The sequence below is a fragment of the Brevundimonas sp. GN22 genome (assembly GCF_054824005.1).
This window is the reverse complement of sequence record NZ_JSYD01000002.1, coordinates 12726-36262: the sequence shown is the minus strand read 5'-3', so window position 1 is coordinate 36262 and position 23537 is coordinate 12726. Positions and strand designations below refer to the sequence as shown.

26 protein-coding genes are annotated in these 23537 nt (G+C 61.6%); 14 read left to right on the top strand and 12 right to left on the bottom strand.

Translation table 11 applies throughout. The features are described 5' to 3' along the window. The first annotated feature begins 99 nt into the window (after positions 1–99). The 4 genes from OB03_RS00235 to rplS all read left to right on the top strand — a co-directional run bounded on the left by OB03_RS00235 (position 100) and on the right by rplS (position 4939). A complete protein-coding gene (locus OB03_RS00235; protein WP_461342827.1) occupies positions 100–1764 on the top strand; it encodes a thiamine pyrophosphate-binding protein in 1665 nt (554 codons plus the stop codon). 113 nt (positions 1765–1877) lie between these two features. Then, a complete protein-coding gene (locus OB03_RS00230; RefSeq protein WP_461342826.1) occupies positions 1878–3716 on the top strand; it encodes a DUF885 domain-containing protein in 1839 nt (612 codons plus the stop codon). 88 nt (positions 3717–3804) lie between these two features. After that, positions 3805–4515: a tRNA (guanosine(37)-N1)-methyltransferase TrmD gene (gene trmD, locus OB03_RS00225; protein WP_406852305.1), complete on the top strand. Its 711-nt coding sequence runs from the start codon at positions 3805–3807 to the stop codon at positions 4513–4515. 16 nt (positions 4516–4531) lie between these two features. Beyond that, complete coding sequence (gene rplS / locus OB03_RS00220) at positions 4532–4939, top strand: 50S ribosomal protein L19 (RefSeq protein WP_167178502.1); 408 nt, start codon at positions 4532–4534, stop codon at positions 4937–4939. Between the two features lie 59 nt (positions 4940–4998). Here the strand turns inward: rplS and OB03_RS00215 are convergent, their stop codons facing one another. From OB03_RS00215 to OB03_RS00205, 3 genes are all read right to left on the bottom strand, one after another. Then, positions 4999–5451: a PA2169 family four-helix-bundle protein gene (locus OB03_RS00215; protein WP_461342825.1), complete on the bottom strand. Its 453-nt coding sequence runs from the start codon at positions 5449–5451 to the stop codon at positions 4999–5001. Between the two features lie 63 nt (positions 5452–5514). Further along, entirely contained in the window at positions 5515–6360 is an 846-nt protein-coding gene (locus OB03_RS00210; protein WP_461342824.1) for a tryptophan 2,3-dioxygenase, read from the bottom strand. A 99-nt stretch (positions 6361–6459) separates the two neighbouring features. After that, the gene (locus OB03_RS00205; protein WP_242913025.1) at positions 6460–6984 is read right to left on the bottom strand and encodes a CHAP domain-containing protein; all 525 of its coding nucleotides are present in this window, start codon (positions 6982–6984) and stop codon (positions 6460–6462) included. 156 nt (positions 6985–7140) lie between these two features. On the opposite strand from OB03_RS00205, the gene OB03_RS00200 reads away from it, so the two are divergent. Further along, entirely contained in the window at positions 7141–7731 is a 591-nt protein-coding gene (locus tag OB03_RS00200; protein WP_461342823.1) for a YidB family protein, read from the top strand. Here the strand turns inward: OB03_RS00200 and truA are convergent, their stop codons facing one another. From truA to OB03_RS00175, 5 genes are all read right to left on the bottom strand, one after another. Beyond that, on the bottom strand, positions 7732–8481 hold the full coding sequence (truA, locus tag OB03_RS00195; RefSeq protein ID WP_461342822.1) for a tRNA pseudouridine(38-40) synthase TruA: 750 nt from the start codon (positions 8479–8481) through the stop codon (positions 7732–7734). A gap of 2 nt (positions 8482–8483) precedes the next feature. Then, entirely contained in the window at positions 8484–9407 is a 924-nt protein-coding gene (gene fmt, locus OB03_RS00190) for a methionyl-tRNA formyltransferase (RefSeq protein WP_461342821.1), read from the bottom strand. A 76-nt stretch (positions 9408–9483) separates the two neighbouring features. After that, complete coding sequence (locus tag OB03_RS00185; protein ID WP_242913029.1) at positions 9484–9696, bottom strand: hypothetical protein; 213 nt, start codon at positions 9694–9696, stop codon at positions 9484–9486. Next, a complete protein-coding gene (def, locus tag OB03_RS00180; protein ID WP_461342820.1) occupies positions 9696–10256 on the bottom strand; it encodes a peptide deformylase in 561 nt (186 codons plus the stop codon). The genes OB03_RS00185 and def overlap by 1 nt, the downstream gene beginning before the upstream one ends. Before the next feature lie 89 nt (positions 10257–10345). Then, positions 10346–10765: an acyl-CoA thioesterase gene (locus tag OB03_RS00175; RefSeq protein ID WP_461342819.1), complete on the bottom strand. Its 420-nt coding sequence runs from the start codon at positions 10763–10765 to the stop codon at positions 10346–10348. A gap of 146 nt (positions 10766–10911) precedes the next feature. Between OB03_RS00175 and OB03_RS00170 the strand changes: the two genes are divergently transcribed. Continuing rightward, on the top strand, positions 10912–11235 hold the full coding sequence (locus tag OB03_RS00170) for a YnfA family protein (protein ID WP_242913032.1): 324 nt from the start codon (positions 10912–10914) through the stop codon (positions 11233–11235). Here the strand turns inward: OB03_RS00170 and OB03_RS00165 are convergent. Together OB03_RS00165 and OB03_RS00160 are read right to left on the bottom strand one after the other, a co-directional pair. Next, positions 11225–11926, bottom strand: coding sequence for an NAD-dependent deacylase (locus OB03_RS00165; RefSeq protein ID WP_461342818.1), 702 nt, complete (start codon positions 11924–11926; stop codon positions 11225–11227). The genes OB03_RS00170 and OB03_RS00165 overlap by 11 nt on opposite strands. A gap of 3 nt (positions 11927–11929) precedes the next feature. Next, the gene (locus OB03_RS00160; RefSeq protein ID WP_461342817.1) at positions 11930–12811 is read right to left on the bottom strand and encodes a LysR family transcriptional regulator; all 882 of its coding nucleotides are present in this window, start codon (positions 12809–12811) and stop codon (positions 11930–11932) included. Between the two features lie 181 nt (positions 12812–12992). On the opposite strand from OB03_RS00160, the gene OB03_RS00155 reads away from it, so the two are divergent. The 7 genes from OB03_RS00155 to OB03_RS00125 all read left to right on the top strand — a co-directional run bounded on the left by OB03_RS00155 (position 12993) and on the right by OB03_RS00125 (position 20136). Then, a complete protein-coding gene (locus tag OB03_RS00155) occupies positions 12993–14099 on the top strand; it encodes an S-(hydroxymethyl)glutathione dehydrogenase/class III alcohol dehydrogenase (RefSeq protein WP_461342816.1) in 1107 nt (368 codons plus the stop codon). Positions 14100–14168: 69 nt separating this feature from the next. Further along, positions 14169–14552: a VOC family protein gene (locus tag OB03_RS00150; protein ID WP_242913036.1), complete on the top strand. Its 384-nt coding sequence runs from the start codon at positions 14169–14171 to the stop codon at positions 14550–14552. Positions 14553–14626: 74 nt separating this feature from the next. Continuing rightward, positions 14627–15187 (top strand): hypothetical protein, encoded by a 561-nt coding sequence (locus OB03_RS00145; protein WP_242913037.1) that lies wholly within the window; start codon positions 14627–14629, stop codon positions 15185–15187. Positions 15188–15199: 12 nt separating this feature from the next. After that, positions 15200–16033 (top strand): S-formylglutathione hydrolase, encoded by an 834-nt coding sequence (gene fghA / locus OB03_RS00140; protein ID WP_461342815.1) that lies wholly within the window; start codon positions 15200–15202, stop codon positions 16031–16033. 44 nt (positions 16034–16077) lie between these two features. Further along, positions 16078–16302 carry a hypothetical protein gene (locus OB03_RS00135; protein WP_242913039.1) on the top strand — a complete coding sequence of 75 codons (225 nt, stop codon included), beginning with the start codon at positions 16078–16080 and terminating at the stop codon, positions 16300–16302. 108 nt (positions 16303–16410) lie between these two features. Then, entirely contained in the window at positions 16411–18225 is a 1815-nt protein-coding gene (locus OB03_RS00130) for a DUF885 domain-containing protein (RefSeq protein WP_461342814.1), read from the top strand. Positions 18226–18339: 114 nt separating this feature from the next. After that, positions 18340–20136 (top strand): DUF885 domain-containing protein, encoded by a 1797-nt coding sequence (locus OB03_RS00125; RefSeq protein WP_242913041.1) that lies wholly within the window; start codon positions 18340–18342, stop codon positions 20134–20136. Positions 20137–20171: 35 nt separating this feature from the next. Here the strand turns inward: OB03_RS00125 and OB03_RS00120 are convergent, their stop codons facing one another. Next, positions 20172–20768 carry a DUF4189 domain-containing protein gene (locus OB03_RS00120; RefSeq protein ID WP_461342813.1) on the bottom strand — a complete coding sequence of 199 codons (597 nt, stop codon included), beginning with the start codon at positions 20766–20768 and terminating at the stop codon, positions 20172–20174. A gap of 97 nt (positions 20769–20865) precedes the next feature. Continuing rightward, positions 20866–21981, bottom strand: a complete 1116-nt coding sequence (locus OB03_RS00115; RefSeq protein ID WP_461342812.1) for a DUF1176 domain-containing protein — start codon at positions 21979–21981, stop codon at positions 20866–20868. 157 nt (positions 21982–22138) lie between these two features. On the opposite strand from OB03_RS00115, the gene OB03_RS00110 reads away from it, so the two are divergent. Further along, positions 22139–23362 (top strand): NADP-dependent isocitrate dehydrogenase, encoded by a 1224-nt coding sequence (locus OB03_RS00110; protein WP_242913044.1) that lies wholly within the window; start codon positions 22139–22141, stop codon positions 23360–23362. Positions 23363–23537 lie beyond the last annotated feature (175 nt).

Sequence of the window (23537 nt, the reverse complement as noted above, 5' to 3'; positions counted from 1 at the left end):
GTTCGGGTGACAACCGGCGTTCGCCCAATATAGAAAGATCGGAACTATCCAGCCGGTCATCACGACCCGAGCTATAAGCTGTTTTCAAACGGATATCCGATGACTGCAACCCCTGTGTCATGCGCCCGTCGACTGGTCGAAACTCTCGTTGCCAACGGCGTGGACAAGGTGTTCTGCGTACCGGGTGAAAGCTATCTGGCCGTGCTGGATGCACTGTCCGATGTACTCGACAAGATTGCGGTCATCGTCTGCCGCCACGAAGCCGGTGCCGCTAACATGGCCGAGGCCTATGGCAAGCTGACGGGCAAGCCTGGTGTCTGCATGGTGACGCGCGGTCCGGGAGCGACCCATGCGTCTATCGGCATCCATACGGCCCATCAGGACTCGACGCCCCTCATTATGTTTGTGGGCCAGATTGCTCTGTCGGACCGCGGGCGCGGCGCGTTTCAGGAGGTCGACTACCGCGAGGTGTTTGGTGGTCTTGCCAAATGGGCGACCGAACTGGAAAGCCCCGAGCGCACGGTTGAAGTGGTCGAGCGGGCATTTTCCACCGCACTTCAGGGGCGCATGGGGCCGGTGGTCGTCGCGCTTCCCGAAAACCTTTTGCACGAGGACGGTGGTCCGGCTCCGGTGCGCCCTGTTGTTCCGGCGCGTGCGGCGCTTGATCCCGCGTTCGTCGCTCAGGTCGCGGACAAGCTGAAAGCGGCAGAGCGCCCGCTGCTGGTGCTGGGTGGTTCGGGCTGGAGCGAAGAGGCGACCACGTCCATCGCGGGCTGGGCCGAGCGTTTGGGTCTTCCGCTGGCGCTGTCGTTCCGCCGCAAGGATCTGATCAGCAATCTCCACCCCTGCTATGCGGGTGATCTGGGCCTTGGGCCGAACCCCAAGCTGATTGCGCGGGTCAAGGATGCGGACCTGATCATCGCCATCGGTGCGCGTCTGGGTGAAAACCCGACGCAAGGCTACACCCTGCTGGACCGCAGCCTCACGGCGCAGACCCTGATCCATCTGCATCCGGGCGTAGAGGAGCTGGGCCGCGTCTGGGCACCTCTGCTGTCCGCCACGGCGGACAACAGCCTGGCCGCGCTAGCGCTGTCGCAGATCGAGCCGGATCGTCTGTGGCACGATCAGGCCAAGGCCGCTCACGAAGAATTCCTCGCCTTCTCCACGCCGATTGAAACGGTCGGCGCTGTTAACATGAGTGAAGTGATCGCCCACCTTGGCGAGGTATTGCCCAAGGATGCGATCCTGACCAACGGCGCGGGCAATTTCGCCGCGTGGCTGCATCGCTTCCACCGCCATCAGGCGCGCGGGACCCAGTTGGCTCCAACCTCGGGGGCTATGGGCTATGGCTATCCGGCGGCCCTGTCAGCCAAGGCGACGGCTCCACATCGCGAAGTGGTCTGCATCGCGGGCGATGGTGACTTCATGATGAGCGCCAATGAAATGGCCACGGCCGCTCAATACGACATCGGGGCTATCGTTGTGGTCGTGGACAACGGCACCTTCGGCACCATCCGTATGCATCAGGAAGGCCATTATCCGGGCCGCGTGATCGCGACCGATCTCAAGAACCCCGACTTCGTTAAATATGCCGAGGCCTTTGGGGCGTTCGGTATTCGGGTGACGGGTACGGGCGACTTCCCCGCAGCCTTCGCCAAGGCGCGCGAGGCTGCGGCGAAGGGACAGCCAGCGCTGGTGCATCTGGTGACGGATGCCGAACAAATCTCGCCCGCCAAAACCATCACCCAGCTGCGCGGTGGGTAAGGGAAGGGCGCGGTGGCGTCATCCTGACGTTCATTTCAACTCGGCGTAATCTTGTAACGCCAACGCTTTGCTGAAACTGTGCTCTCCGGAGTTTTGTAACGAGGGGAGCGCTGATGCGCCGTATTCTGATTTCTTCGGTGGCCGCACTGGCCCTGTGTGGTGTTGCGGGTGCCGCGGTCGCGCAAAACGCGCCAGCCGCTGCGACGGCACCGGCCCAGAGCGAGGACGCGCGGCTGGCGGCGTGGTTCGAGGCGGCCTATCAGGCGCGTCTGGCGCTCAGCCCGCAGGGCATGACCTCGATGGGTATGAAGACCGACTATGACAAGTTGGACGACAACTCCCCCGAGGCCCAGGCTCGCAGCATGGCCATGGCCGAGGCCCAACTGGCCGAGCTGAAGTCGTCGTTCGACGTCTCCAAACTTTCGCCCCAGAACCAACTGTCGGTGCGTCTGTTTGAATATCAGGTTCAACAGGGCCGTCTGTCTGACCAATGGCGCGACTGGGGCTATCAGTTCGCGGCCAACGGAAACCCGACCACGGGCCTGCCGGTCTTTATGATCAACAACCACCGCGTGGATAATGTGTCCGATGCCGAGGCCTATGTGGCCCGTCTGGCGGATACCGAACGCTATATGGGGCAGGTGGCATCGACCCTGCGCGAGCGCACCGCCAAGGGCATTGTCTCGCCGATCTTCGTGTTCGAGCCGTCGTTCGCCAACACCCGCGCCGTGATCGCCGGCGCACCGTTTGACGGGGGGGCAGAGAACCCGGTTTGGGCCGACTTCCAGAAGAAGGTGAACGCCCTCTCGACCGATCAGGCCACCAAGGACCGGCTGCTGGCTTCGGCACGCGAGGCTCTGACGGGCCCTTACAAGCGCGGTTTCGAGACCGTTCTGGTCGCGCTGGGCGAAGCTCAGGCCAAGGCCGACAGCAATGACGGTGTGTGGCGTCTGCCCGACGGCGAGGCTTATTACAACGCGCGCCTGCAACTCTCGACCACCACCACCCTTACGGCCGATGAAATCCACAACATCGGTCTGGCCGAGGTCGCCCGCATCCAGAAGGATATGGAGAAGATCAAAGAGCAGGTCGGCTTTACCGGCTCCCTGCAAGAGTTCTTCACCTTCATCAAAACCGACCCGCAGTTCCAGTACCCGAACACGCCCGAGGGCAAGGAAGCCTTCCTGACCGACGCGCGTGGCTATGTGAACCGCGTGATGGAAATCGCGCCGCAGTGGTTCTCCATCCTGCCGAAAGCCAAGCTGGAAGTGCGCGCGGTTGAACCGTTCCGCGAAGCGACCGCCTCCATCGCCTTCTACAACCGTCCGGCACCGGACGGCTCGCGTCCGGGCATCTACTATATGAACCTGTCGGACATGACGCAGGTTCTGAAGCCGCAGGTTGAAGGCATCAGCCTGCACGAAGGTGCCCCGGGTCACCACTTCCAGATCGCCTATGCTCAGGAAATGGAGGGCGTGCCGTCCTTCCGTCGCTTCGGCGGATACGGCGTCTATTCCGAAGGCTGGGGCCTGTACTCCGAGCAACTGGGCAAGGAGATGGGCTTCTACCAAGACCCGTACTCGGACTTTGGCCGCCTCTCGACCGAGTTGTGGCGCGCTGTGCGTCTGGTGCTGGACACCGGCCTGCACGCCAAACGCTGGAGCCGTGAGCAGGCGATGGACTATTTCCGCCAGAACTCGCTGCTGTCGGAACGTGATATCCAGAAGGAAGTCGAGCGCTACATCACCAACCCGGGTCAGGCGACCAGCTACAAGATCGGCGAACTGAAGATCTTCGAGCTTCGTCGCAAGGCGCAGGCGGCACTGGGCGACAAGTTCGACATCCGTGACTTCCACACCGTGGTGCTGGGCTCCGGTGCCGTGCCGCTTCAGGTACTGGAAGAACAGGTCGATGCGTGGATTGCACACGGTGGCGGCCAGCCCGCCCTGTAATATCGACGACTTATTAGACGGCCAGGGGCGGAAGGTTCAGACCTTCCGCCCCTCGCTTTTTGGGGGTGTGGAGGGTAAAGGGCGCGCCATGGCTTTTACCGCAACCGTCCTGACCATGTTCCCCGAGGCTTTTCCCGGTCCGCTCGGCGTTTCGCTGATCGGTACGGCGTGGCGCGAGAAGGGGCTGTGGAATCTGGAAACGCTGGACATTCGAGCGTTTTCCGAGGATAAGCGCGGCTTCCTGGATGACACCCCTGCGGGTGGCGGTCCGGGTCAGGTACTCAAAGCGGACGTGGTGGCGCGGGCTCTCGATAGCCTGCAAGGTCCCCCTCGGCCGCTTTTGTACATGAGCGCACGCGGTCGGCCCCTGACGCAGGCGCGAGTGAAGGAATGGGCGAAAGCCGACGGTATCGTCGTGCTGTGCGGCCGTTTCGAGGGGGTGGACCAGCGGGTACTTGATGCGCGCGGGTTCGAGGAGGTCTCCGTCGGAAACGCGGTCCTCGCCGGTGGCGAGGCGGCGGCAATGGTGGCGATCGAGGCGTGCGTCCGGTTGGTTCCGGGGGTCTTGGGTGCGGCGGAAAGCCTGTCGTCCGAGAGCTTCGAAGACAACCTGTTAGAGCATCCGCAGTACACGCGACCGCGGACGTTCGAGGGCCACGACATTCCCGAGGTCTTGCTGTCGGGCGATCATAAAAAGATCGCAAAGTGGCGGCAGGAACAGCGGGAATTGACTACGCGGGAACGGCGCCCAGACCTCTGGGAGCAGTATCTCGCCAACTTACAGGTAAAGAGCAAATAAGCTCCGGAGATAGACTATGAACATCGTTCAACAGCTCGCAGCTGAAGAAAAAGCCCGCCTGCTCGAAGGCAAGACCATTCCTGACTTCCAGCCGGGTGACACCCTGCGCGTGAACGTCCGCATTAAGGAAGGTGAGCGCGAGCGCATCCAGGCCTTCGAAGGCGTCTGCATCGCCCGTGACGGCGGCGGCATCAACGAGACCTTCACGGTCCGCAAGATTTCGTTCGGTGAAGGTGTGGAACGTCGCTTCCCGATCCTGTCCCCGAACGTTGACTCGATCGAAGTCAAGCGTCGCGGCGTCGTCCGTCGCGCCAAGCTGTACTACCTGCGCGACCGTCGCGGTAAGTCGGCACGTATCGCCGAGCGTCAAACCGCTCGTAAGGTCGTCGTTCCGACCACCGGCGAAGGCTCGACCGAAGCTTAAGTTTAGCCCTGGGCTAGATATGAAAAACCCCGGCGAAACCGCCGGGGTTTTTTATTGCCTCAAGAGTGGCCGACATCCGCCGTCAGGGCCGCCAGATCCGCCTCGCTGAGCGGCAACTGCTCCAGTCCGCGTCGCACGATGTCGCGCGTGGTAGCCGATAACTGGGTGTCGCCAGCGGCGCGTTCAAAGCGCGCGCGGACCTGTTCTTCAGACGACTGGATCAGTTGGTAGATGGTGCCCTTCTGGCCCAACACTGCCTGTTTAAAGCCACTGAAAGCGCGCGAAGCCTTGGCCAGAATAGAGCCATTGTCCTCGGGCGAGCCACCACGGGCGCGAACCTCGCCCTTGAGGGTCTCTGCAAGGGCAAGATACTGCGAAGCGCGCCTGTCGAACCATTGGCCATAGCGTGGCTCGTCAGAGTTGGTGGCAGCGTCTGCATAGCCGTCGGCGCAGTCGATCAGGGCCTCGATCAGTCCATTCAGGACTTTGACGTCGTGGTCATTCGCACTCATGGGCACACTCCGCTAGCGTTACTCGGCTGATGAGAACTCTTGGGCGGGCCTAATGGTTGCCCGTCAGAGCTTGGTACGCAAAGACCAAAGTTCCGGGAAACAGCGGCGTTTTAATGTCTCGACCAGATAGCCGACCCCGTCGGTCCCGCCGGTCCCCTGACGGCGGCCGATGATGCGTTCCACCGTGACGACATGCTTGTGTCGCCAGGTCAGAAGGGCATCGTCCAGATCGACCAGCTTTTCGGCCAGTTGGTACAGGGGCCACCACTTCTCGGTATTGCGATAGACCTCCAGCCACGCGGCTTCGACGCCCTCGTGCGGCTCGTAGCTTTGCGAGACGTCGCGGTTCAGAACCTCTTCCGGCACAGGCACGCCTGCGAGCGACAGCTGGCGCAGGGCATCGTCATAGAGGCTCGGTGCCTCGATTGCGGCCACCAAAGCGGCATGGGCTTCGGACCGTTCCACATGGAAGCGCAGGAAGCGTGGGTCCTTAAGGCCCAGCATCGTCTCCAGACGGCGGAACTGGTCGCTCTGGAAGCCCGACGAGCTACCGAGATCACCACGGAAGCGCAGGTAGTCAGCCGGCGTCATGGTAGCGAGGATGTCCCAGCTCTGGGTCATGACCGACTGGATGCGGCTGACGCGCGCCAGTGACTTATAGGCTGGCACCAGATTGCCGGCGCGGATCAGGCTCTGCGCAAGTGCCACCTCGTGCAGGATCTGCTTGAGCCACAGTTCCTTTGTCTGGTGGATGATGACGAACAGCATCTCGTCATGCTGGTCCGAGCGGGGGTTTTGCGCGTTCAGCAGCGCGTCGAGCGAGAGATAGCCTGCATAGGTGATGCCCTGCGGCTCATGGCGCGCATTCTCGATGGAATGGCTGCGGATACTTTCAGATGACTCTGTCATGGCAGATTTATCGCCTGATCCGCAGCGACTGGCCAGACGATAGCGCCAATTGAAAAAGCCCCGACCGAAGCCGGGGCTGATTTCACCAAGTCTGGAGACTTAGTTGGTGTTGTTGCTCTGCGAAGCGTTCTGGGCCAGCTGGCGGCCCTCGTTCAAAGCGTTGCGTGCGCCGTTATAAACGAAACCGTAGGTCGGGTAGATGGTGGTGCCCAGAGCATTGCTAGGGTTGTACCAGACCTTCACGCGGCTCCAGTTTCCTTCGGAAGAGACGTCGACGACGGTGACATTCTCTTCGACCTTACCGCGGCTACCGCCCCAGTTGGCGTGGGTGACGCGGATAACGCGATCGGTCAGAACATCGGAAACAACAGCAACGTGACCGGACTGCATGCGACCATGTGGTTGGAACACGAGAACCGAACCGGTCTCTGGTGCGTTACCTGTACGGAAGCGGTCGACAGCTTGGCGCCACCAGGTCCAGGCATCACCGAAAATTTGAATACCGGAGAACATCCGGGCGAAGGTGACGCATTGCCAGTAAGGATCACCTGCTTGGGCAGGGGCCGGATTAATGGCAAAAATTCCGAGTGCAGCCGCTAGCGTGGCAGCAGTGAGCCGTTTCATCAACTGGCGTGCTCCTGTCTGTTGTTCTGTTGGTAGCGAAGTCGTAGCCGAACTTTTCGTGACTTTGAAGCAATGTTTCAAAGTGCAACGGAAAATCCAATGCCGGACAGTGGGTTTAAAAGGTTAATCAGCAGTTAACCTTGGCTGTATTGCATCATGCTGCAACCGCGTAAGGGCGGGGGTTTGCGCCGGTGCGGAAATGCGCGAAACCCGTCACAGAGGTTTGCATTTATGCGGATAGAAAAATCCACAGCTAATGCCAGCTTAGCCGGTCAAACGGCACAGAATGTGGAGGTTGCCATGAGCTTTCTGGATGAACTGATGGGCAAGGGTAGCCTTCCGGGCGGCGCCGATGCCATCGGCGGCGTGCAGGAATTGATCCAGTCTCAGGGTGGCGTTCAGGGCCTGACCCAAAAGTTTAGCGCGGGCGGGCTGGGCGACATTGCCAAGTCCTGGCTGGGCGGCGGGAACAACCTTCCGATCTCGGCCAGCCAGCTTGAAGGCATTGTGGGTTCGGGACCGATCGGGCAGTTTGCGCTAAAACTTGGCGTCTCGCCCGCTCAGGCCGCCAGCGTGCTGGCCATGGCCCTGCCGATCATCATCGACAAGCTGACGCCGGACGGTGATGCCGCCAACCCGAAACAGGGCGTGGACATGGGCGACATCCTTGGGGGTCTGCTGGGAGGTGCTGGTGGTGGCGCAGGCGGTGGCCTCGGCAGCATCCTCGGTAGGCTGCTGAAGAAATAATTACGCTTCGGTGTCGTAGGTGACGCCGGTCAGATAGAGGCCGTCCGACGGTGCCACTGCTCCACATCGCGTGCGGTCAGCGGCATCGAGGGCGGCCTTGAACTGTTCTGGCGTCCAGCGGCCTAGGCCCACCTCGGCCAGCGAGCCCGTCATGGATCGCACCTGACGGTGCAGGAAGCTGCGGGCCTCGAACACCAGATGAACCTCGTTGCCGACGCGGGTCACGCGGGCGATGTCCATGGTCTTGATCGGGCTTTGCGCCTGACATTGGGCATCGCGGAAGGTGGTGAAGTCGTGCTGGCCCAACAGGTATTGGGCGGCCGCGTTCATCGACTCGGCATCCAGCAGCTTTTTGACGTGCCAGACATGGCCCTGCTCGATGGCAGGGCGGCCCGGACGGTTGAGGATGCGATACAGGTATTTGCGGCCATTGGCGGTAAACCGCGCATGCCATTCGTCGCTGACGGGCACGCAGTCCAGCACCGACACCCGTTCGTCCAGCATGTGGGCGTTCATAGCATTCATGACGGTGCGGGCCGGCCAGTCCTTGTCCAAATCAACGTGGCAGGTCTGTCCCGTGGCATGCACGCCCGTGTCGGTACGGCCAGCCGCAGCGATACGCACATCCTGACCGCTGAAGGCCTTGATGGCAGCCTCCAGCGCGCCCTGAACCGTTGGTTGGTCCTTCTGCGCCTGAAAGCCGTTATAGGCCGCGCCGTCGTATTCGACCGTAAAGCGGTAGCGGGGCATTTTTAAGCGAAGACCGTGCCGGTGGCGATCTTGAAGCCGTTGAGCAGTTCGACCCCTGATTGCTGGGCCTTGCCCGCACGCTGGGCACGGATCAGGCGAACGGCACCCTCACCGCAAGCGATAGTCAGGTCTTGATCCAGCAGTTCGCCAGCCTTGCCTGCACCGTCGACCACTTCCGACAGAAGCGCCTTGATACGAACAGGCTCGCCCTCATGCTCGACCTCGAACCATGCACCGGGGAACGGCGACAGGCCGCGGATGTGGCAGTCGACTTCCGACGCAGGGCGGCTCCAGTCAATGCGGCCCTCTGCGGGGGTGATCTTCTTGGCGTAGGTGACTTCGCCGACTTGTTCGACTTCCTGTGCGCCACCGCGCTCGATAGCCGCCAGCGCACGCGACCACAGGGCCGCACCCGTGTGGCTCATACGCTCGGACAGCGAAGCTGCGGTGTCGGTCGGATAGATGTCGAGCACTTCGGACAGGATGATCGCACCCTCGTCCAGACCTTCGCTCATACGCATGACCTGCACGGCGGTCTGTTTGTCGCCTGCCATGATCGCGCGTTGGATCGGTGCGGCACCGCGCCAACGCGGCAGCATCGAGCCGTGAAGGTTGAAGCAGCCCAGTTCAGGCGCTTCCAGCACTTCGGTTTTCAGGATCTGGCCATAGGCCACGACGATGGCGGCATCCAGATCCAGCGACTGGAACTGGGCAATAGCCTCATCTGATTTCATGGATTCCGGCGTGAAGACCGGCAAGCCCATCGACTCTGCAAAAGCATGGACGGGCGAAGGGGTCAGCTTTTGGCCGCGGCCCTTGGGGCGTGGCGGCTGGGAATAGACCGCGACGATCTCGTGACCGGCGGCAATCAGCTCGGCCAGCGACGGCACGGCAAATTCGGGGGTTCCCATAAAGGCGAGGCGCATAGTGACTCCTTGGCCCGCGAAAGCTCAGGTCAGGGTGTCAACGCGGGCGGACCCCGCCTTTATAGGATGCGTGAACTTACTGCCAGCGGGTGTGGGTGGAACCGTCCAGATCCCATGCACCGCCCGCGTCCAGAGCGTCGTCGAAATCGAGCAGACGATCCAGCAGCAGGCCGGCAATGACGCCGATGGCGGCGACGCCCACGATGGTCGCAGCCGAAGCCACGCCAACCTTGGCGGCGCGGGTCATCGGGCGACGGGACTGGACTTCACGGCGTTGGCGACGGGACATTAGGCAGCCATCCTCTGGTGTTTCTTGACCTTGGTCACAGCACGGTCGCGGCGCAGGCGCGACAGGTGATCGATGAACAGAACGCCATTCAGGTGGTCCAGTTCATGTTGGAAGCAAACCGCATAAAGGCCGTCGATCTCTTCCTCGATCTTTTCGCCCTGATAATTCAGGTACGACACGCGAACGCGGGCCGGACGCTCGACGGCGTCATAATAGGACGGGATCGACAGGCAGCCTTCTTCGTAAGGCAGGGTTTCCTCGGACGCCCACAGGATTTCCGGATTCACGAAATAGCGCGGATTGCGCGAAGCCTTTTCGGCCTCTTCGCCTTCCAGACCTTCAGGGACTGCCTTGTCGCCGAGGTCCATGACCACCACGCGTTCCAGCACGCCGATTTGCGGCGCGGCCAGGCCGATACCGGGGGCGTCGTACATGGTTTCCAGCATGTCATCCATCAGCGCACGGGTTTCGTCCGTCACGCTGGCGACCGGTTCGGCAACGGTCTTGAGGATGGCCAGATCGGCCGGAATGTCGATGGTCAGAATGCGTCGGATAGCCATGATCGGGAGGTAGGGTCTGCTGGTGACAAGGTCAAGGAAAGCGCGACCTTGGCACCATAGTATCACATTTGGGACAAAGGTGCTGCCGATCAGCCCAGCGGCGAGACTTCCGGGATGGGGCGTGGCTTGCGGTCTTCGTCGATGGCGACGTAGGTGAAGATGCCCTCGGTCACGCGGACGCTCTCGTTTTCGGCCTGACCGCGAGCACGCTTCCAGGCCTCGACGTGGACGCGGATCGAGGTCCGGCCCGTATGGATGATGCGGGCGTAGATGGTCACCTCGTCACCGATGGTCACCGGCTGGTGGAAGACCATGCCATCCAGCGCCACGGTGGCGCAGCGGCCACCGGCCCGCTCGAACGCAGGCGTGGCACCGTGCAAGTCCATCTGCGCCAGAAGCCAGCCGCCGAAGATATCACCGTCAGGGTTGGTGTCGGCCGGCATGGCAATAATGCGGCCGTACGGCTTGGTGGTCGGCAGCGAAGGGGGGTTGTTGGCGTCGGTCGTCATGAGAAATCCGTCAGGGCCCGGAGACGAAACTGGGGGCGGGCCTTTGTTGCATCGCAAAATGAACTCGCTTGATGCAAACGGCAAATCACCTTGGGTATCGGGATGAAACGCTTGTGCAGTCCTGATGCGGGTGCTTCACAAGTCCAATGAAGATGGCTCTCGTCTATCCGTTGGCGGCTGTGGCCGAGATCGCAGGCTGCTTTGCCTTCTGGGCTTGGCTCAAACTGGATCGCTCACCTCTGTGGTTGGTGCCCGGGGTAGCCAGTCTGATCGCTTTCGCGTGGCTTTTGACGCTCGTGCCGTCGGAGGCGGCAGGGCGGGCGTTTGCGGCCTATGGCGGGGTCTATATCTGCGCGTCTCTGGTGTGGATGCGGGTGGTGGAAAAGACCACGCCTGATCGCTGGGACCTGCTGGGTGGTGCAGTGTGCCTGATCGGGGCCGCCATTATCCTGTTTGGCCCTAGAGGGTAGCGAGGAAGGGCGGCAGGACCTCCGTCGCGTGACCATACAGGTGCTCCGAAAAAAGGTTCTGTCCGACCGTCGGCTCCAGATTGATCTCGACCGTCCGTGCGCCCGCCATGCTGGCCAGCTGCACAAAACCGGCGGCGGGATAGACGTTGCCCGACGTGCCGATGGACAGGAACAGGTCGCACTCCGACAGCGCTTTTTCGATCTGCGCCATTTCGAGCGGTATCTCTCCAAACCAGACAATGTGCGGGCGCAGATAGCCGGACGGATCAAACGGCGACGGGTGGTAGGGTTGCAGGTCGCTGTGCCAGTCCATGACCTTGCCGGTGCGGGTAAAGCGTACCTTGAGCAGTTCACCGTGCATGTGGATCAGGGAAAAGCCGGCTGCGGGCATGATCTGCTGATGGGCGCGGTCATGCAGGTCATCGACATTCTGGGTCACGAGGGTGAAGTCGCCCTGCCAGCGCGCCGCCAGTTCGGCCAATGCCAGATGGGCGGCGTTCGGCTCGACTTCTGACAGGAAGGCGCGGCGCAGATTGTAGAACTCTTGCACCAGCGCGGGGTTGGCGGCGAAGCCTTCGGGCGTGGCCACTTCCTCGACGCGGTGTCCCTCCCACAGGCCGTCACTGGCGCGGAAGGTCGGCACGCCGCTCTCGGCAGATATTCCGGCTCCGGTCAGGACGACGATGTTCATGTCTTAGGTCCCCTGTTGGCTCAGATGGTCGTGCAGCCAGTCGATCATAGCCCGCACCTTGGGTGGAACGTGACGCGGGTGTGGATGCACGGCCCAGACACCTTCGTCCGGAGGACGCTGTTCGTCCAGAAGGGAAACGAGCTGGCCGCTGGCCAACGCCTCGCGCACATAGAAGTCGGGCAGTTGGCAAAGGCCCAGACCCTGTACTGCGGCGTCCAGCACCGCCGTGCCAGAGTTGCAGCGCCAGCGGCTGAGCGGGGTCAGGGTCACTTCGCGCCCGCCCTCGGTAAAACGCCATTGCTGGGACGAGCCGCTGAGGGTGTCGTGGCTGGCAATCTCGGACAGGTCACGCGGTGCCCCGCGACGGCTGAGGTAATCGGGGCTGGCGCACAGGATCAGCGAGCGCGAGGTCAGTCGCCGTGCCATCAGGCGCGAGTCTGTCAGGTGGCCGAAACGGATGGCGAGATCATAGCCTTCGCCGACCATATCCCGCAGGCGGTTGTCCAGATCGAGGTCGATGCGAAGCTCGGGATATTGCCGCGCAAAGGCATTGACGGCGGGGGCAATGAACCGCTCGCCATAGGAAACTGAACACGTCATCCGTAGCAGGCCGCGCGGGGCATGGTCATCCGGCTGGATGGCGGCCAAAGCCTCGTCGCGCTCGTCGATCAAGCGGCGGCAACGGGCCAAAAACTCGCGCCCGGCATCGGTCAGCTCTACACGGCGGGTGGTGCGGTGCAGCAATCGGGTCTGCAACCGGTCCTCCAGCCGTGCAATCTCGCGACTGACCGCAGAGGTCGACAGCCCGAGCCGTCTGGCCGCGTCCGAAAAGCTGGCCTGCTCGGCCACAGCCGTAAACTCGTCGATGCCGTCCCACCTGCTCATGGGGATGTTGCAGCAGGATTGTTGCTAATACGCAATAATGTTTTGCGGTTGTTACCGGTAGGCGCGAACCCAAACGCAGCGTAAAAAGGTCCACAACGATAGACCATCTTGGGACTTTTGCCCTCAAGTCGCGAGGCCCCGCGGGCCGAGCATAGGGCGTCCTGAAAGGACACAAACAATTATGAAATCTCTTGCCGCCGTAGCGTTCGAAGCCAAAAAGCCGCTGGAGATCGTCGAAGTCGATCTGGAAGGTCCGCGCTTTGGTGAAGTCCTGATCGAGATCAAGGCCACGGGTGTCTGCCACACCGACGCCTACACCCTCGATGGCCTGGATTCGGAAGGTCTGTTCCCGTCGATCCTCGGCCACGAAGGCGCGGGCGTTGTGGTCGAAGTCGGCCCGGGCGTGACCAGCCTCGAAGTCGGCGATCACGTGATCCCGCTCTACACGCCGGAATGCCGCCAGTGTAAGTCGTGCCTGTCGCGCAAGACCAACCTGTGCACCTCGATCCGTGGCACGCAAGGCAAGGGCCTGATGCCGGATGGCACCTCGCGCTTCTCCTATAAGGGCCAGACCATCCACCACTACATGGGTTGCTCGACCTTCTCGAACTTCACCGTCATGCCCGAAATCGCCGTGGCGAAAATCCGCAAGGACGCGCCCTTCGACAAGGCCTGCTACATCGGCTGCGGCGTGACCACGGGCGTGGGCGCGGTGACCAACACCGCCAAGGTCGAGCCGGGCTCGAACTGCGTGGTCTTCGGTCTGGGCGGTATCGGCCTGAACGTCATTCAGGGCCTGAAGATGGTTGGCGCTGACAAGATCATCGGCGTTGATCTGAACGGCGATAAAGAAGAGTGGGGCCGTCGCTTCGGCATGACGGATTTCATCAATCCGAAGAACGTTTCCGACGTCGTGGCCGAGGTCATCCGTCTGACCGACGGCGGTGCGGACTATACCTTCGATTGCACCGGCAACACCGACGTCATGCGTCAGGCGCTGGAATCCTGCCACCGTGGTTGGGGTGAAAGCATCATCATCGGCGTCGCAGAAGCCGGCAAGGAAATCTCGACCCGTCCGTTCCAACTGGTCACCGGCCGCGTCTGGCGCGGTTCGGCCTTCGGTGGTGCGCGCGGCCGTACCGACACGCCGAAGATTGTCGACTGGTACATGGACGGCAAGATCGAGATCGATCCGATGATCACCCACACCTTCGGTCTGGAAGACATCAACAAGGCTTTCGACCTGATGCACGAAGGCAAGTCGATCCGTTCGGTCATCGTCTTTTAAGACATAGTTGCCAAAAGCAACTCACTAAGTCTAAGCTCCCCTCGATAATGATATCGAGGGGAGTTTTTTATGATTTCGCACGTCATTCTGGGGGCGATTGATCTGGATGCGTCCAAGACTTTCTATGACGCGGTGCTGGGGGCGCTGGGCCATCACAAGGGTCGCAAAATTCCGGGCATTCCGCGCGTGATGTATATGACCCGCAACGGCACCTTCGGCATCACCCTGCCGATCAATGGCGAACCGGCGACCTTTGCCAACGGCAGCACCATCGGTTTTGCCGCCGAGAACGAAGAGGCTGTGCGGGCCTTCCACCAAGCGGGCATCGAGAACGGCGGCGTGCATATCGAAGAAGACCCCGGCGTTCGCGAAACGCCCTTTGGCAAACTCTGCCTCGCTTACTTGCGCGACCCCGCAGGCAACAAGATCTGCGCCATGTATCGTCCGGAATAGGACGACACGTCCGCTAGGGTGGGTGGGGCGGACATGGTAAGTGCCCTCATCCCCCTGAAGACTTGTGAGCCGACATGAGATCGAAGTCCGCCCTTTTCGCCGGTATTGCGGCCCTGAATTTGTCGTTGGCCGCCTGCGATCGCACCCCGCCGCAGATGAAGGGCCCGACGCCGGAAGAACAGGCCGCGGCCCGCGCGTGGGAAAAGGAAGATGTGTGGCTCTATATGCCGGACCACATCGTCAAACAGCGCGTCGATGAAAAGTCCCTGACCCCCTATATGGATCAGGTGACCGCCGCTGCAGAGGCCGTGTTGAACGCCGCCCCGCGTCAGGCGGGGTCGTCCAACATGCTGCTGGTGATGATCAAGCCGGGCAACCGCGCCAAGACATGGATTGTCAGCAGCAAGCCCGAACTGTCGCCCGATCTGGTCACTGCCGTGACCGTGGCGGCCAATGGCGTGGCCGCGCCGTCTGTGACCGGTGGTCCGGTGCTTGTGGGTGTGCGCTTCAAAGCTTTTGGCGGGGGCGAGCCCTTGATCAGCGAACGCCCGCCGATCCCCAAAGACTGGTATCAATATTTTGGCGACAAGGGCCTGCTGGACGATGCGTTCATGGCCCGCGTCTGGCCTGACTGACCGGAGTGATTTATGGAAACCGTCAAAACCCACACTGTCCACGGCGGCAAGCTCAGCTATCTGAAGCATGACAGCGAAACCACCGGTACGCCGATGGCCCTGTCGGTTTTTGTGCCTGCGGGCGAAGGGCCGTTTCCGGTGCTCTACTGGCTGTCGGGCTTGACCTGCACCGAGGACAACTTCACCACTAAGGCAGGCGCGTACCAAGCCGCCGCCGAGCATGGTGTGATTATCGTTGCCCCCGATACCTCGCCGCGCGGTGAGGGTGTCGCCGATGATGAAGCCTATGATCTGGGCCAAGGCGCGGGCTTTTATGTCGATGCGACCCAGGCTCCCTGGGCACCCCATTTCAAGATGGAATCCTACGTCACCAAAGAGCTGATCGAACAGGTCGAGACGGAGTTTCCGGCCAATGGCGTGCGCGGCATTTCGGGCCACTCCATGGGCGGTCACGGCGCTTTGACGCTGGCGCTTAAGTATCCCGAACTGTTCAAGTCGGTGTCGGCATTTGCGCCGATCTCTTCGCCGACCCGCTGCCCGTGGGGCGAGAAGGCTTTCACCGCCTATCTGGGTGAAGACCGCGCCGAATGGGCCAAGCATGATGCGGTTCTGCTCATAGAAGCGGGGGCGGCCAAGGGGCACTATGACGACATCCTCGTCGATCAGGGCGACGCCGACACCTTCCTCGAAGGTCAGCTGAAGCCGGAACTGCTGCAAGCCGCTGCTGACAAGGCGGGTCAGACGATCACCCTGCGTATGCAGCCGGGCTATGACCACTCCTACTTCTTTATGGCCAGCTTTATCGCTGACCACGTGGCCTTCCACGCCGCGCGCCTGAAGGGCTGAAGGTCGGGCTGTCGAAACCTGGGTGAGAGTGCTAGAGGACGATCATGACCGATCTGACCGCTTATGAGCCGATGTTTGCCGCCCTCTGCACCGAGCTGGGCTATTGCCTGCATGAAAAGGGGCAGGTGAAGGTCGTCGCTGCTATTCCGAATGGCCTTGATGCGGCTGTGCGCGCTGTTCTGGCTGCTGAAGGCCACTATGAGCCCGCCGCCTCGGGCGATCTGAAGCGCGGTATCCGCGAGTGTATCAAGCAGCATCTGCCCGCTTAACTCGCGGACACGTGACGCAAACTTAATCCCCGAAACGGCCCCGTACGTCTTGCGTGCGGGGCCGTTGTTCTTAGTGTCGCATAACCGTGGCCACTGGGAGGGTTGAGTATGGATCGTCGTCGTTTGCTTCAAAGCTTTGTTGCCGGGGCGGCTATGTCCGTCGTGCCGATGGGAGCGTCCTACGCGCGCGCCTTGGACGGTGCCGCATCGACACAGTTTCACGCGCTAATCCAGCAGATCACGGATGACTTTCTTCTGAGCGATCCAACGGTGTTGACTTCCTATGGTCTCGACCGTGGCGAAAGGGCGGGCGCGCGTTTTAAACTGAGTGACAACTCGCCCGCCTATGCGACGGTCCAGCGCGCCAAGATGAAGGCCGCGATGCAGACGCTAGCCCAGATCGATCGCGAAGCTTTGAGCCGCGTCGAGCGTACCCAATATGACTGGGTCAGCTTCTTTGGAGCTTCGACGGTAGCCATCGACGATATGGGCTATGGCGTCGGCGGCTATCCCAGCCCGTACCGTATCAGCCAACTGACGGGCGCATATCAGTTCGTGCCGGACTTCATGCGGTCGCAGCACCGCATTGAACAGACAGACGATGCCGAGGCCTATCTGTCGCGCCTCGAAGACTTTGCGGTTCAGCTGGAACACGACCGCGAGATCACCGCGCAGGATCAGGCAAAAGGCGTCATCCCGCCTGACTTTATCGTCCAGAAGACCCTGACCCAGCTGCGAAACCTGATCGAGGTTGATCCGCAGAACCATTCCCTCGTGAGCAGCTTGTCAGACCGGGCAGCGGCTAAGGGGCTAGCCGGAGAATGGGCGGCGCGGGCGACGGAAATCCTGAAGGAAAAGGTTTATCCTGCGCTGCAAAAGCAGGTCGAGCTATACGAGGCCGTGCTGCCCCGCACGACCCACGATGCGGGAATCTGGAAACAGCCGCGCGGCGATGAGTTCTATGCCCATGCTCTGCGTTACTACACCAGCACGGGTATGTCGGCGGACGAAATCCATCAGGTAGGACTGGATCAGGTCGCCGAACTGACGGCCCGTGCCGATGCGCTCTTGCGCAAGATCGGCAAGACTGAAGGCAGCGTGGGCCAGAGGGTCGCGAGCCTGTCCGATATGGAAGGCCAGGTCTATCCGAATACAGTTGAAGGCAAGAAGCGCCTCATCGATGACCTGAACCTCGACATCGCGCACATGAACACGCTGCTGCCGCAGTATTTCGGACGTCTGCCCAAGTCGCCGGTGGAAGTGCGCCGCATCCCCGCCGAAATCGAAGTTGGCGCGCCCGGCGGGTATTATATGGGGCCGGCACTGGATGGTTCGCGTCCGGGGGCCTTCTATATCAACCTGCGCGATACGGCAGAGGTGCCCAAATTCACCCTTCGCACGCTCACTTGGCATGAGGCCTCTCCGGGGCACCACTTCCAGGTTGCTCTGGGGACGGAGCAAGATGATCTGCCCCTGCTGTTCAAGGGTATCGGCTTCTCGGCCAACCTCGAGGGATGGGGCCTCTATGCCGAGCAACTGGCGGATGAAATGGGGGTCTATAAAGACGACCCGCTCGGCGAGATTGGCTACCTGCAGTCGCTGATGTTCCGGGCCTCCAGGCTGGTGGTGGACACCGGCATGCACCACAAGCGCTGGAGCCGTGAGCAGGCCATCCGCTACATGGTGGATGTGCTGGGAGATCAGGAATCCAACGTCACCACCGAGGTCGAGCGCTACTGCGTCTGGACCGGTCAGGCGTGCGCCTACAAGGTGGGCCATAACGTCTGGGCCAAGATGCGCAAAGAGACCGAGGCCCGATTAGGTTCGCGCTTCGACATCAAGGCCTATCACGACTTCGGCCTTGCTCTGGGGCCGGTGCCGATGGCTGTTCTGGAGCGTGAACTGCGCGATTGGCAGGGCTGAGACTGATCCGGTCGTCTCTTGCGCGACGGGTTCAAGCTTCACTAACGTTAAAAATACGGGCGTGCGACGGCGAGGGGCTGTCGACGCCGGTTCTGTACCCGAGGGGAGTTATCGATGATCGACCGTCGCCGCCTTTTGATGGGAGCCGCCGCTGTGGCTGCCGCCGCGCCAACACTGGCGCAGGCTCGCGCTGCTCTGAGCGATGCCGATGCCCGGCTGAACAGTTTGCTGGACGGCTGGTTCAACAGCGAGCTTCTGGAAAGCCCCGAGCGGGCGACGGGCCTTGGACTGGACAAGGGCGAGTGGGCCCATCTGTCCGGCAAGCTCAGCGACGAAGGATTGTCGGCGCGCGACGAGGACCGCGCCCGCGCCACCGCCAAATGGGCCGAGCTTAAAACCTTCGATCAAAGCGGACTTTCCGAACAGGGGCAGTTGAACTACGCCATCGCCGCCTTCGGTCGCGAAACGGCGGCCGAAACGGCACGCTTTGAATACGGATCGGGTCCGGGGCGTCCGTCGCCCTACGTGGTGGCTCAACTGTCGGGTGCCTATTATTCGACGCCGGACTTCCTTGAGAACCAGCATCGCTTTGACGACAAGTACGGGGCCGATGGCTTCCTTTCGCGTCTGTCCGATTTCGCCAAATCGATCCACGGCGAGAATGAACTGATCGAGTTCGATGCCGCCAAGGGTGTGATCGCGCCGGACTACATCATCGACCGCACCCTCCCGCAAATCCGCAACCTGCGCGATATGGCGGCGGGTGACTGGTCGATGATCAAGACGGTCGCCCGCAAGGAAGCGGCGCTGGGCCTATCCGGCTATGCCGACCGGGCCAAGGCCATTCTGGACACCGAGGTTAAGCCCGCACTGGCGGCCCAGATCGCCAAGCTGGAAGCCCTGCGTCCGCAGGCGGTTCACGATGCAGGTGTTTGGCGTCTGCCGGATGGCGAAGCCTTCTATGCCAACGGCCTGCGCTCCAACACCACCACCACCCTGACGGCGGACGAGATTCACCAGATGGGACGCGAACAGGTCGCCCAGATCAGCGCCGAACTGGACGTAGTGCTCAAATCTCAGGGGTATACCCAGGGCACGGTCGGCGAGCGCGTCGATGCTCTGAACAAGGATCCGGCCCAACTCTTCCCGAACACCGACGAGGGCAAGGTCGAACTGCTGCAATGGCTGAATGACCAGATCAAACAGCTCGATCCGATGCTGCCGCAGTATTTCGGACGCCTGCCCAAGACCCACGTGGAGGTGCGCCGTGTGCCGGTATCGATCCAGTCCGGCGCACCGGGTGGCTATTATCAAGGCCCGCCGCTGGATGGTTCGCGTCCGGGTGTCTACTACATCAACCTGCGTGACAGCGGGAACTGGCCGCGCTTTGCCCTGCCGACCCTGACCTATCACGAGGCGTCGCCGGGTCACCACCTGCAGGTTGCCCTGCAACGCGAGGCGGGAGAGTTGCCGCAATGGCGCCGTGCAGGTGGCTTCTCGGCCTTCAACGAGGGCTGGGCGCTGTACGCCGAACAGGTGGCCGCCAATGACATGAACGCCTATGCCAGCTATCCCCTGGGCCGTGCGGGCTTCCTGATGTCCTATCTGTTCCGTGCTGTGCGTCTTGTGGTCGACACCGGCATGCACGCCAAGCAGTGGAGCCGCGAGGACGCCGTGGAATACATGGTCGCCTCAGGCGCCAAGCCGCGCGACGCCGCCAACAGCGAGATCAACCGCTACACCGTCTGGCCGGGCCAAGCCTGCGCCTACAAGGTCGGCCACACGGTCATCGCTCGCCTGCGTGCCGAAGCCGAAGCCAAGCCGGACTTCGACCTGCGCCAGTTCCACGACAAGGTGCTGCTCAGCGGCTCCATGCCGCTGGCCGTGCTGGAACAGCGCCTGCGCAGCTAAGAGCCTATAAGACGAGGGGAGAAATCTTTCGGCCCTTAATCTTGTCGGCCCAGCATTATCACTTCGCGTGTACGGTTTGTCGCCGAAGCACAGCGCGCGTCGTGAACGATCGTGCAGCCCGTGGCCTTGCCCTCACAGGCGCTGAGGGTCGCTGCGCGGGCCGCCCTCATATCGCGGCCGTACTCGAAGTAATAGTTATCGATCCCCTCAACAGAACCCCGCGCCACCGAAGCGCAACCGTTCAGCCAGGAATAAAGGATCTCGCACTTGGCATCTGGATTGGGCGGCGGTGCCATGCTCAATTCGCGATTATAGTCAGGCTGCTGGCACTTCGCGAGCGCCTGCCAGCCCGCATCCTCGGCGCGATAGCTGTGGCCGGTCCATGCGTAAATATCAAAGGTCTCGGTATTGATGGCAAAGCCGCCTACTCCGCTCACGCGCTCGCGAATACGGGGCGGCCCGCTAGGCGCTGCCGGTGCGTAACCACCTGAGGAAGGGTCAGGCCCGCACGTGGCGGAGCCTGCGGCGGTGCCAACAGGGCATTGCGTTTGGGCATGTGCATCGAGCGGATAGCTAATGATGAACAGAGCGGCAGCGGCAATGATCGTGGCCACATGGAGCAACATCTTCATATGAAACCTATGGGCTGAGGTTAGTTATCACGTCAAAAGCAACGGGATGCTTCTGTCCACAACGCCAGCGGGCTCGCTTTGTGCCACTGCGGGTGCCCTATTGAGCGGTACGCCAAGTCGAGGGCCAAATATCCCAGTGGATGCCGAGGCAGTCGCTCATATTGTCTTCCGACAGCAAAGCAAACTCGCGGCCCGTCCACGCCCATGATGCCATGCTGCCGCAATCGCCAACACCGCGGCCCTTGCCGAAGGCACCGATCGTATTGGTCTGGCTATCAAAGCTGCTGTTGACCAGACTGTCTAGCGGGCCGCGTGGCGTGGGAAACTCTAACGCACGCGCGCCGGACCCGTCATTGGCCGACAGGACATAGGCCTGCGAGAAATTATAGGCTCCGGCTCCGCACGGCAGTTCCCACAGTAGGGTATCGGTGCCGAGGCGGTGAACCGCCCAATCGTCCCGTCCAAATGACTTGTTCTCATACAGAGATGCACATTCGCGCGCGCGGGGCAGGGCCGTGACGTGTGGCGACAGGGTCTTGGGCAAATCCGTTTGGGACACAGGTGCAGCGACGCGGATACGCGGCGGCGTCGGTGCATCTGGCACGCTGCTGGCGGGGCGATCGCCTTTGCGGACCAAGGCTGTGGTGGTGCCAAGGCGCCCTTGACGCTCGTCGATCCACAAGAACGCAGCGGCCGCGCCGGTCAACGATACTGAAATCCGCTCGGCATTGGCCGACAGGGTCAGAGCCTGACCATTGGCCAGCGCCCTTAGCAATTGGTCTGACGGATTCTCAAATGTCAGAACATTCAAATCGGTATCCGGATCGCCCCAGACGCCGGCATAGTTCCGGCCATCGATGTCGAGTCGGGTTGGCACAGTCGGCGATTGCAGGGCCCAACTGTCGGCATAGACCCTAGGTCTGGCCTCCGGACCGGCTGCGAGTTTTACCAGGACAAAGCCGCCATTATCCTCGCCGGGACCGTAGGCGGCGCAGTTGTTGACGTTGTCGCAAATCGCCGTCCAATCGCGGAAGGCTTTGGTTTCACTCGATAAACCGGAAGACGTATCGCCCGCCGTATCGCGGGCGTTCTCTGCGGCGACCGCCACCGTTGTAATCGGCAGGGACGAAGTCGGCGCAGCCTCGTCCTCGTTACATCCTGTAAGGAGGGAGGCAGACGCCACCCCGATAGCAAGAATACGCGCGGTGAGCATGGGGGAAATCCTCGGGATGGCCCGTCGATAAACCGGAACGCCACCCTAGGGGCAGGTTGGCGGAACGCCAAATTCTTATGCCCTATTGCTTTGCGTCGGCGCTCTGGGGGGCTATATCGCCCCCAACGTAAACCTTTCTCAGAACAAGAGGCGAAGTATGGCCAAGATCAAGGTCGCCAATCCCATCGTGGACATCGACGGCGACGAAATGACCCGCATCATCTGGCAGATGATCAAGGACAAGCTCGTCTTCCCGTATCTGGATCTGGAACTGGACTACTACGATCTGGGTATGGAAAGCCGTGACGCTACGGACGACCAGATCACCATCGACGCTGCCAAGGCTATCCAGAAGCACGGCGTTGGCGTGAAGTGCGCAACCATCACGCCGGACGAAGCCCGCGTGAAGGAATTCGGCCTGAAGAAGATGTGGAAGTCGCCGAACGGCACGATCCGCAACATCCTCGGCGGCGTTGTCTTCCGCGAGCCGATCATCTGCTCGAACGTTCCGCGTCTGGTTCCGGGCTGGACCCAGCCGATCGTCGTGGGCCGTCACGCCTTCGGTGACCAGTACAAGGCTACCGACTTCCTGATGCCGGGTGCCGGCACCCTGTCGATCAAGTTCGTTGGCGACAACGGCGAAGTCATCGAGCACGAAGTCTACAAGGCTCCGGCTGCTGGCGTGGCCATGGCCATGTACAACCAAGACGAGTCGATCCGTGAGTTCGCTCACGCTTCGTTCGCTTATGGCCTGCAGCGTAACTATCCGGTCTACCTATCGACCAAGAACACCATCCTGAAAGCCTACGACGGCCGCTTCAAGGACATCTTCCAAGAAGTGTTCGACGCTCACTACGCCGAAGAGTTCAAGGCTCGCGGTCTGACCTACGAACACCGTCTGATCGACGACATGGTGGCTGCCGCCATGAAGTGGTCGGGTGGCTTCGTCTGGGCTTGTAAGAACTACGACGGTGACGTGCAGTCGGACGTCGTCGCCCAAGGCTTCGGCTCGCTGGGCCTGATGACCTCGGTCCTGATGACCCCGGATGGCAAGGTCATGGAAACCGAAGCCGCCCACGGCACGGTGACCCGTCACTACCGTCAGCACCAGAAGGGTGAAGCGACCTCGACCAACTCGATCGCTTCGATTTTCGCCTGGACCCGTGGTTTCAAGCACCGCGCTAAGCTGGACAACAACGCCGAGCTGGCCCAGTTCGCTGAAACCCTCGAGAAGGTCGTCGTCGACACCGTCGAGTCGGGCTTCATGACCAAGGACCTTGCCCTGCTGGTCGGCGACCAACAAGGCTGGCTGACCACCGAAGGTTTCTTGGACAAGGTCTCGGAAAACCTGCGCGCGGCTCTGCCGGGCATTGGTGAGTAATAGTCTTTTTGACTAAGAGTGAGCCCCGCCAGACGGTGTCTGGCGGGGCTTCTTTTTGCCCTAACGCTCGCCACGCGGTGGCTCGCTCCTTGAGGGCAAAAAGAAGTAGGTGAACTCTGCGCTCATGCAGCGAGGCCCCGAGGGCCGAGCGATAGCGCGCGACGAAGTCGCCCAA

What these genes read in the sequence shown, in the direction of transcription:
- OB03_RS00215 (WP_461342825.1), bottom strand. Translation starts at nt 5,451, where the DNA reads ATGAGTGCGAATGACCACGACGTCAAAGTCCTGAATGGACTGATCGAG.
- OB03_RS00145 (WP_242913037.1), top strand. Translation starts at nt 14,627, where the DNA reads ATGAGATCGAAGTCCGCCCTTTTCGCCGGTATTGCGGCCCTGAATTTG.
- OB03_RS00160 (WP_461342817.1), bottom strand. Translation starts at nt 12,811, where the DNA reads ATGAGCAGGTGGGACGGCATCGACGAGTTTACGGCTGTGGCCGAGCAG.
- OB03_RS00200 (WP_461342823.1), top strand. Translation starts at nt 7,141, where the DNA reads ATGCTGCAACCGCGTAAGGGCGGGGGTTTGCGCCGGTGCGGAAATGCG.
- OB03_RS00185 (WP_242913029.1), bottom strand. Translation starts at nt 9,696, where the DNA reads ATGTCCCGTCGCCAACGCCGTGAAGTCCAGTCCCGTCGCCCGATGACC.
- OB03_RS00235 (WP_461342827.1), top strand. Translation starts at nt 100, where the DNA reads ATGACTGCAACCCCTGTGTCATGCGCCCGTCGACTGGTCGAAACTCTC.
- OB03_RS00210 (WP_461342824.1), bottom strand. Translation starts at nt 6,360, where the DNA reads ATGACAGAGTCATCTGAAAGTATCCGCAGCCATTCCATCGAGAATGCG.
- OB03_RS00150 (WP_242913036.1), top strand. Translation starts at nt 14,169, where the DNA reads ATGATTTCGCACGTCATTCTGGGGGCGATTGATCTGGATGCGTCCAAG.
- fghA (WP_461342815.1), top strand. Translation starts at nt 15,200, where the DNA reads ATGGAAACCGTCAAAACCCACACTGTCCACGGCGGCAAGCTCAGCTAT.
- OB03_RS00115 (WP_461342812.1), bottom strand. Translation starts at nt 21,981, where the DNA reads ATGCTCACCGCGCGTATTCTTGCTATCGGGGTGGCGTCTGCCTCCCTC.
- truA (WP_461342822.1), bottom strand. Translation starts at nt 8,481, where the DNA reads ATGCCCCGCTACCGCTTTACGGTCGAATACGACGGCGCGGCCTATAAC.
- OB03_RS00175 (WP_461342819.1), bottom strand. Translation starts at nt 10,765, where the DNA reads ATGACGACCGACGCCAACAACCCCCCTTCGCTGCCGACCACCAAGCCG.
- OB03_RS00110 (WP_242913044.1), top strand. Translation starts at nt 22,139, where the DNA reads ATGGCCAAGATCAAGGTCGCCAATCCCATCGTGGACATCGACGGCGAC.
- OB03_RS00125 (WP_242913041.1), top strand. Translation starts at nt 18,340, where the DNA reads ATGATCGACCGTCGCCGCCTTTTGATGGGAGCCGCCGCTGTGGCTGCC.
- OB03_RS00165 (WP_461342818.1), bottom strand. Translation starts at nt 11,926, where the DNA reads ATGAACATCGTCGTCCTGACCGGAGCCGGAATATCTGCCGAGAGCGGC.
- rplS (WP_167178502.1), top strand. Translation starts at nt 4,532, where the DNA reads ATGAACATCGTTCAACAGCTCGCAGCTGAAGAAAAAGCCCGCCTGCTC.
- OB03_RS00170 (WP_242913032.1), top strand. Translation starts at nt 10,912, where the DNA reads ATGAAGATGGCTCTCGTCTATCCGTTGGCGGCTGTGGCCGAGATCGCA.
- OB03_RS00135 (WP_242913039.1), top strand. Translation starts at nt 16,078, where the DNA reads ATGACCGATCTGACCGCTTATGAGCCGATGTTTGCCGCCCTCTGCACC.
- def (WP_461342820.1), bottom strand. Translation starts at nt 10,256, where the DNA reads ATGGCTATCCGACGCATTCTGACCATCGACATTCCGGCCGATCTGGCC.
- OB03_RS00130 (WP_461342814.1), top strand. Translation starts at nt 16,411, where the DNA reads ATGGATCGTCGTCGTTTGCTTCAAAGCTTTGTTGCCGGGGCGGCTATG.
- OB03_RS00230 (WP_461342826.1), top strand. Translation starts at nt 1,878, where the DNA reads ATGCGCCGTATTCTGATTTCTTCGGTGGCCGCACTGGCCCTGTGTGGT.
- fmt (WP_461342821.1), bottom strand. Translation starts at nt 9,407, where the DNA reads ATGCGCCTCGCCTTTATGGGAACCCCCGAATTTGCCGTGCCGTCGCTG.
- OB03_RS00120 (WP_461342813.1), bottom strand. Translation starts at nt 20,768, where the DNA reads ATGAAGATGTTGCTCCATGTGGCCACGATCATTGCCGCTGCCGCTCTG.
- OB03_RS00205 (WP_242913025.1), bottom strand. Translation starts at nt 6,984, where the DNA reads ATGAAACGGCTCACTGCTGCCACGCTAGCGGCTGCACTCGGAATTTTT.
- OB03_RS00155 (WP_461342816.1), top strand. Translation starts at nt 12,993, where the DNA reads ATGAAATCTCTTGCCGCCGTAGCGTTCGAAGCCAAAAAGCCGCTGGAG.
- trmD (WP_406852305.1), top strand. Translation starts at nt 3,805, where the DNA reads ATGGCTTTTACCGCAACCGTCCTGACCATGTTCCCCGAGGCTTTTCCC.